Genomic DNA, 6,588 nt, shown 5'->3' on the forward strand with positions numbered 1-6,588 from the left:
TCCGGCGTTTCCGGATGCACGGATCGTTACCCTGTTGCCGTGCACATCATCGGACTCACGGGCGGCATCGCCGCGGGCAAGTCAACCGTTTCCCGGCGATGGGCGGAGCACGGGGCCGTCGTCGTCGATGCAGACCGACTGGCGCGGGACGCCGTGGCGCCGGGCAGCCCGGGCCTGGAGCAGGTCGCCGAGCGGTTCGGTCCGTCGGTGATCGCCGCAGACGGTTCCCTCGACCGGCCGGCGCTCGGGTCGATCGTGTTCGCGGACCCCGCGGCCCGGAAGGACCTCGAAGCCATCACGCATCCGGAGGTCTGGCGGCTCGCGCAGCAGGCGTTCGACGTCGCCGAGGACGCCGACCCCGACGCCGTGGTGGTCTACGACGTGCCCTTGCTCGCCGAGGCCCGCGGCTCGCGTCCGCTCCGGTTCGACGCCGTCGTGGTGGTCGACGCCCCCGCGGCGCAGCGCATCGAACGGCTCGTCGCGCACCGCGGGATGCCCCGTGACCAGGCCGAGCGTCGCGTCGCCGCCCAGGCGAGCGATGCCGATCGTCTCGCCCTCGCCGACCACGTGGTCGACGCCACCGGGACGCTCGAGCAGACGATCCGCTCCGCTGACGAGGTGTGGGCGCGGATCACTGCGTGAACCACCGCCTGCTCCTGGTCATCGCCGCCATCGTCCTCGTGGCGATCGGGGCCGCGTCGCTCGTCGCCGCGAACGTCCTCGGTGCCCAGCGCGTGGCGGACAACGGCCGGGTCGCGGTGCACGAGCGCCCTTCGGGTGACCAACACGGGCCCGAGGGGGAGTTCCACCGGTTCCGGCTCGGCACGGTGAACGGTGAGCGGCTCACGCCGAACCGGGACGACTTCGCAGCACGCACCTCGGCCGACGGTCCGCTCCTGCTGTTCCTGCCGGCGACCCGGTCCCGTCCCGCGGAGTACCAGCGGTTCCTCGGGGCCGCCCTGGCCGACGGCTACCACGTGCTCGGTCTCGACTACTGGAACCTCGGCCGCACCCTGTCCGGCACGTGTGAGGCCGACGCACGCTGCTACGGCATGGTGCAGCGGAACCGCTTCGACGGCACGCGGCCCTCGGAGTTCAGTGCGGTCAGTCCGGCCGGGTCGATCGTGTCACGCTTCCGGGACGCGGTCGCGTACCTCGACGACCACGACCCCGACGGCGGATGGGGTCGGTTCGTCCAGGGCGACGACCGGATCGTCTGGGACGACATCGTGGTCGCCGGGCACTCGCAGGGCGGCGGAGAGGCGGCGTACATCGCGCACATCCGCAGTGTCCACGGCGCGCTGATGTTCTCCTCGCCCGTCGAGTCGCGCGGGCCGGCACACGCAGCGTGGATGGATCGCCCGGGCAGGACACCGGTGGACCGGATGTACGCCATCGACGACGTCCGGGACACCTTCGGCCCCCGCATCACCGGTTCGTGGGACGTCCTCGGCCTGAGTGGCGTGTCCGGGCCGTTCGAGACGGACACCGAGCCGCCACTCGCCGGCGCCGACCCGCACGCGATCCTCACCGACCTCGGCGGCGACGGCAAGGCGCACTCCCTGATCATCAAGGACTCGACACCGCTCACCCGTGACGGTGAGCCACGGATGCTCCCGCTGTGGCAGTGGATGCTGCACCGGTTCTCCACAGATCCCGCTGTTCCCTCCGACCGCTCATAGGGTCGCGCAATAGCCTTCCTGCGTGCAGCCCGTTCGCGATGAACCCGATCTGCGCTCGCTCATCCGGGCCCGTGCGGCCGACGGGGGCGAGCGCCACTTCCTCGAGGACGCCCGATCCGAGCGCGTCCTCACGTACCGTGCGCTCGACGACACGGTGACCGCCTGGTCGCGGACCTTCGACGCGATCGGCATCGCCCCGTCGGGTGCCGTCCTGGTCGACGTGGGCGACCCGCTCGCGTTCGCGGTCGTGCACCTGAGTGCCGTCGCCTCCGGACGCCGGGCGATCCCCGTCGACACCGGCCAGCCGGCCAGCGAGCCCGGCCGGCTCGCCGACCTGATCGGCGGCGCGTCCATCGTCGTGTCCGACCGTGCGGTGGACGCGACCGTCCCCGGGGCGCCGGCCAGCGGGATCGACCCCACCACGTTCCTCCCGACCGCCGTCCGCGACGGCGACCTGCCCGCCGACAGCCCGCACGCGCCTGGCCAGGGGTCCGTCGTGCTGTTCACCTCCGGGTCGACCGGCACGCCGAAGGGCGTCGAGCTGCCCGAGACGCAGCTGCTGTTCGTCGCCCGGGCCGTCGCGCGGCACAACCGGCTCGTGCCGGACGACCGCGGGTTCAACTCCTTGCCGCTGTTCCACGTCAACGCCGAGGTGGTGGGACTGCTCGCGACGCTCGTCGCCGGCGCGACCCTCGTGCTCGACCGGCGCTTCCGCCGCACCGGGTTCTGGGACCTGCTCGCGGAACGACGGATCACCTGGCTCAACGCCGTCCCGGCGGTCCTGGCCGTCCTGACGAAGACCGGGCCGCTCGAGTTCCCGCCGGGCCTGCGGTTCGTGCGCAGTGCGTCGGCGCCGCTGCCCGATCCCGTGCGCGCCGCCCTCGGCGACGTGCCGCTCGTCGTGAGCTGGGGTATGACCGAGGGCGCCTCGCAGATCACGGCGACCCCGCTCGACGGACCGGCCCGGCCCGGCACCGTCGGGGTGCCGGTCGGGTGCGAGGTGCAGGTCCGCGGCGAGGACGGGGCGCTCCTGCCTCCCGACGAGATCGGCGCGCTCTGGGTGCGTGGCGAGGGGATCGTCCGCGGGTACCTCGGGGGTCGTGCGTCCGAGCGGTTCGACGCCGACGGCTGGCTCCACACCGGTGACGTCGGTTCCGTGAGCGCCGACGGCTGGGTGTCCCTGGCCGGGCGCTCCGACGACGTCATCAACCGCGGCGGCGAGAAGGTCTACCCGTCCGAGGTCGAGGACGTCCTGCTCGGTGACCCGCGCGTGCTCGAGGCGGTCGTCGTCGGCCGCCCCGACGACGTGCTCGGTGCCGTGCCGATCGCCTACGTGATCCCGCAGCCCGACGAACCGACCGACCACGCAGCCCTCGTCGCCGAGCTCGTGGCCCGGGCCGAGGCACACCTGACCCGGTTCCGTCGACCGGTCGAGGTCATCGTCGTGCCCGACCTGCCGCGTGCACCCACCGGCAAGGTGCAGCGCGCCAAGGTCCGGACCATGGCCCGACCCTCGTGAACGGACCATCACGCGTGTCGCCGGCATCGAACGGCGACGAGCCGGGGGTGCAGACGCCGACGCGCACGGCCGAGGGCAAGCCGCGGCACCTGTACGAGGTCGACGTGCTCCGCATCCTCACGTTCGCGTGCGTGATCGGGGTGCACACCACGAGCCACACCGCCGCCACCGACGACGTCGGGCTGAACGCGCTGCTCGCCCTGCTGCACTTCACCCGGCTGGTCTTCTTCTCGCTGACCGCGTTCGTGCTCGTGTACAGCTACACCTTGCGCCCGAGGCCGATGGCGCAGTTCTGGCCGAAGCGGTTCCTGCTCGTGGGCGTGCCGTACCTGGCGTGGTCGTTCGTCTACGTCGCGGCGGCGTGGCTGCTGAGCCCGACCCGCCGCGGCGACGTCCCGGACCTGGTGCGCACCGCGGCCGAGGGCATCGTCACCGGCACCTCGTGGTACCACCTGTACTTCCTGCTCGTGACGATGCAGGTGTACCTGCTCCTGCCGGTGATCGTCTGGCTCGTGCGCCGGACCCGCGGGCACCACGTGACCGTGCTGGTCGTGGCCTTCCTCGTCCAGCTGGTGGTGTTCGCCGGGTACAAGTACTTCCCGGCGAGCGACGCGTGGATGCAGGGGTACCAGAAGCAGTTCTTCTTCTCGTACGTCTTCTTCATCGTCTCGGGGGCGATCGCCGCCGACCACGCCGACGCCTTCCTGCGGTTCATCCGGGTCCACCGGCGTCCGGTCCTGTGGGGGTTCGCCGGCGTCGGGGGGCTGACCCTCGGCGTGTGGGCGCTCCAGGTGGGACTCGGGCAGTCCCTCTACGCCGCGGGGACACCGCTGCAGCCGATCCAGGTGGTCTGGAGCACCGCGGTGTTCGTCGGGTTCCTGGCGATCGGCGCCGCATGGGCGGACCGACGGCGCCCCGGGAGCCGGACCGCCCGGTTCGTCGACTACGCCTCCGATCGCTCGTTCGGCATCTTCCTGAGCCACCCGTTCGTCATCTGGATCCTGCTCTACGGCGACAGCTGGCTCGAGGCCGTCGTGCCACGGCCGTGGCTCACCCTCGTCACCTACGTGCTCGTGCTGGTGCTGTCCGTCGCGGTGACCGAGCTGTTCCGGTGGACGCCGCTCAGCGTGCCGCTGACCGGGCGGCCGTCGTTGTCGTCGCGGGCGTCGCGAGCGGCGCGGGCGCGTCGATCCGCAGGCGCGGCGGTGGCGCAGCCGTTGCCGGAGCCGGTGGAGCCGGACGACGCCCTCGTCGGCGAGACCGACGACGTCGGGCGGCGCGCCACGCGCTGAGTGCTCGCTCACGCCAGCCGCGCGGTGCGGTGGACGCGTGGCACGGCGACCGGGAGGCGCGGGGCGGGCCCGACCCGCGCCTCCCGGCCGTCGCGCGCGGACCACCAGGGCCGGCGCACGTTCCGCGCTCCGGCTGCCGGCCGTCAGGCCGAGCGCTGCTCGGCCTTAGGGACGCCGATCTCGAGCACGCCGTCGGTGGAGGTCAGCCGCTGCGGTTTCATGAACCACGCGACGACGGCCGCGGCTCCGAGCAGGACACAGGAGAGCGCGAAGGGCACCTGCCAGCCCGAGGCGTCGATGAGCAGGCCGAACACGATGGGCGAGACCACACCGGCGATGCCGAACCCGGTGTTCATGAAGCCCGAGGCCGTGCCGGACCACTGCGGCGCGACGTCCATCGGGATCGCCCAGAGGTTGGCGTTGCAGAGTTCGAGGAAGAAGAACGACAGCGCCAGCGAGATCGTCGCGACGAGCAGCCCCTGCCCGATCACGAGCGGGACGAGGCAGAGGAGCGAGCCGCCGAGTCCGATCACCAGGATGATCCGCCGGGCGTTCCGGGTGTTCCCGCCGCGGTGGATGATGCGGTCGCTGAGCATCCCGCCGACCGTGTCCCCGACGACACCGGCCAGCAGGATGAGGGTGGTGAACAGGGCGAAGTCGCCGATCTCCAGGCCGTAGGTGGAGCTGAGGAACGTCGGGAGCCACGTGAGGAACACCCAGAGGGTCCAGCCGTACCCGAAGTCGACGAAGGTGACCGGCAGGATCTGCTTCGCCATCTGCCGCCACGGCACCGGGGGACGGGTCGCGCGCGTCTCGACCGGCGGGAGCTCGGCGAGCTCGACCTGCGTGATGCCCTTCGCGGACTCGGGCTTGTCGCGGAACCAGACGAACCAGACGACCGCCCACGCCAGGGACAGCACCGCGGTGGCGTAGAACGCCCAGCGCCAGCTGCCCGTCGCGCCGATCACCCACGCAACGATGAGCGGGGCCAGAGCGTTGCCGAGCCGGGCGGCCGAGTGGACCACGCCCTGGGCGAAGCCGTTCCGGTCGCGGGGGATCCACCGGCTCATCGCCTGCGTGGCGGTCGGGAACGCCGCGGCCTCGCTCAGCCCGAGCAGTGCCCGTGCGGCGAAGAGGGTCCAGAAGCCGACGGCGAACCCGGTCCAGAGCGTCGCGACGCCCCAGATCACCGTGATGACGAAGAGCGCACGGCGCGGGCCGAACTTCTCGCTGATCGTGCCGCCGAACACCTGCAGCAGGGCGTACGGCAATGAGAACGCGGAGACGATGAGGCCGGCGGTCGCCTCGTTGAACCCGAACTCCTCGGTGATGTGCGGCAACGCGGTCGAGATGTTCGTCCGGTCGATGTACGAGATCGCGTACATGCAGCAGAGCAGGACGAGCACACGACCGCGGATGCGTCCGCGGAACGGGGTGCCCTTGATCGGTGCGGCCGGGGTCGCCGTGGTCATGAGGCCTCTTCGGGGGAGTGGGAAGGAGTCGGGTGACTGAACGGATCGGACGGTATGCCTGGTGACCATCAGTCGACTTGGAGCCTGCTTGCAGCGGACAATACGCCGAGGGCGAGCAGCGGTCCTCGGTGTCAGGGGTGCCGACTACCGTTGTCGCCATGGGTGTTGCGATCGAACCGACCCGAGCGGTGCGTCCGTTCGAGGTCATCAGCGAGTACTCGCCGAGTGGCGACCAGCCCGCGGCCATCGCGGAACTCGCCGGGCGGATCAACGCCGGTGAGACCGACGTCGTGCTGCTGGGTGCGACCGGTACCGGCAAGTCGGCGACGACCGCGTGGCTCATCGAGCAGGTGCAGCGGCCGACGCTCGTGCTCGCGCACAACAAGACCCTCGCGGCGCAGCTCGCCAACGAGTTCCGCGGCCTGATGCCGAACAACGCGGTCGAGTACTTCGTCTCGTACTACGACTACTACCAGCCCGAGGCGTACGTCCCGCAGACGGACACCTTCATCGAGAAGGACTCCTCGGTCAACGCCGAGGTCGAACGGCTCCGGCACTCCACGACGAACTCGCTGCTCAGCCGTCGTGACACCGTGGTGGTGTCCACCGTCTCCTGCATCTAC

At 71.4% G+C, this 6,588-nt stretch carries 6 protein-coding genes; 5 read left to right on the forward strand and 1 reads right to left on the reverse strand.

Going from position 1 to position 6,588, the window contains the following annotated elements; all coding sequences use genetic code 11:
* Positions 1-39 precede the first annotated feature (39 nt).
* Genes coaE through H7A73_RS13455 form a run of 4 tightly spaced genes read left to right on the forward strand, consistent with a single transcriptional unit; the run spans position 40 to position 4,493 of the window.
* Positions 40-642: a dephospho-CoA kinase gene (gene coaE / locus H7A73_RS13440; protein ID WP_182066417.1), complete on the forward strand. Its 603-nt coding sequence runs from the start codon at positions 40-42 to the stop codon at positions 640-642.
* A complete protein-coding gene (locus H7A73_RS13445; protein ID WP_182066418.1) occupies positions 639-1,682 on the forward strand; it encodes a BPSS1187 family protein in 1,044 nt (347 codons plus the stop codon). The genes coaE and H7A73_RS13445 overlap by 4 nt, the downstream gene beginning before the upstream one ends.
* A 22-nt stretch (positions 1,683-1,704) precedes the next feature.
* Complete coding sequence (locus H7A73_RS13450; RefSeq protein ID WP_182066419.1) at positions 1,705-3,201, forward strand: class I adenylate-forming enzyme family protein; 1,497 nt, start codon at positions 1,705-1,707, stop codon at positions 3,199-3,201.
* Positions 3,202-3,248: 47 nt separating this feature from the next.
* Positions 3,249-4,493 (forward strand): acyltransferase, encoded by a 1,245-nt coding sequence (locus H7A73_RS13455; RefSeq protein WP_182066420.1) that lies wholly within the window; start codon positions 3,249-3,251, stop codon positions 4,491-4,493.
* A 143-nt stretch (positions 4,494-4,636) separates the two neighbouring features.
* Here the strand turns inward: H7A73_RS13455 and H7A73_RS13460 are convergent, their stop codons facing one another.
* Positions 4,637-5,965, reverse strand: coding sequence for an MFS transporter (locus tag H7A73_RS13460; RefSeq protein ID WP_182066421.1), 1,329 nt, complete (start codon positions 5,963-5,965; stop codon positions 4,637-4,639).
* 170 nt (positions 5,966-6,135) lie between these two features.
* On the opposite strand from H7A73_RS13460, the gene H7A73_RS13465 reads away from it, so the two are divergent.
* Positions 6,136-6,588: DEAD/DEAH box helicase family protein (locus H7A73_RS13465; protein WP_182066425.1), on the forward strand; the 453-nt coding region annotated here is incomplete at its 3' end.

The sequence above is a fragment of the Curtobacterium sp. ME12 genome (genome assembly GCF_903970855.1).
GTDB lineage: Bacteria > Actinomycetota > Actinomycetes > Actinomycetales > Microbacteriaceae > Curtobacterium > Curtobacterium poinsettiae_A.

What these genes read in the sequence shown, in the direction of transcription:
- H7A73_RS13460 (WP_182066421.1), bottom strand. Translation starts at nt 5,965, where the DNA reads ATGACCACGGCGACCCCGGCCGCACCGATCAAGGGCACCCCGTTCCGC.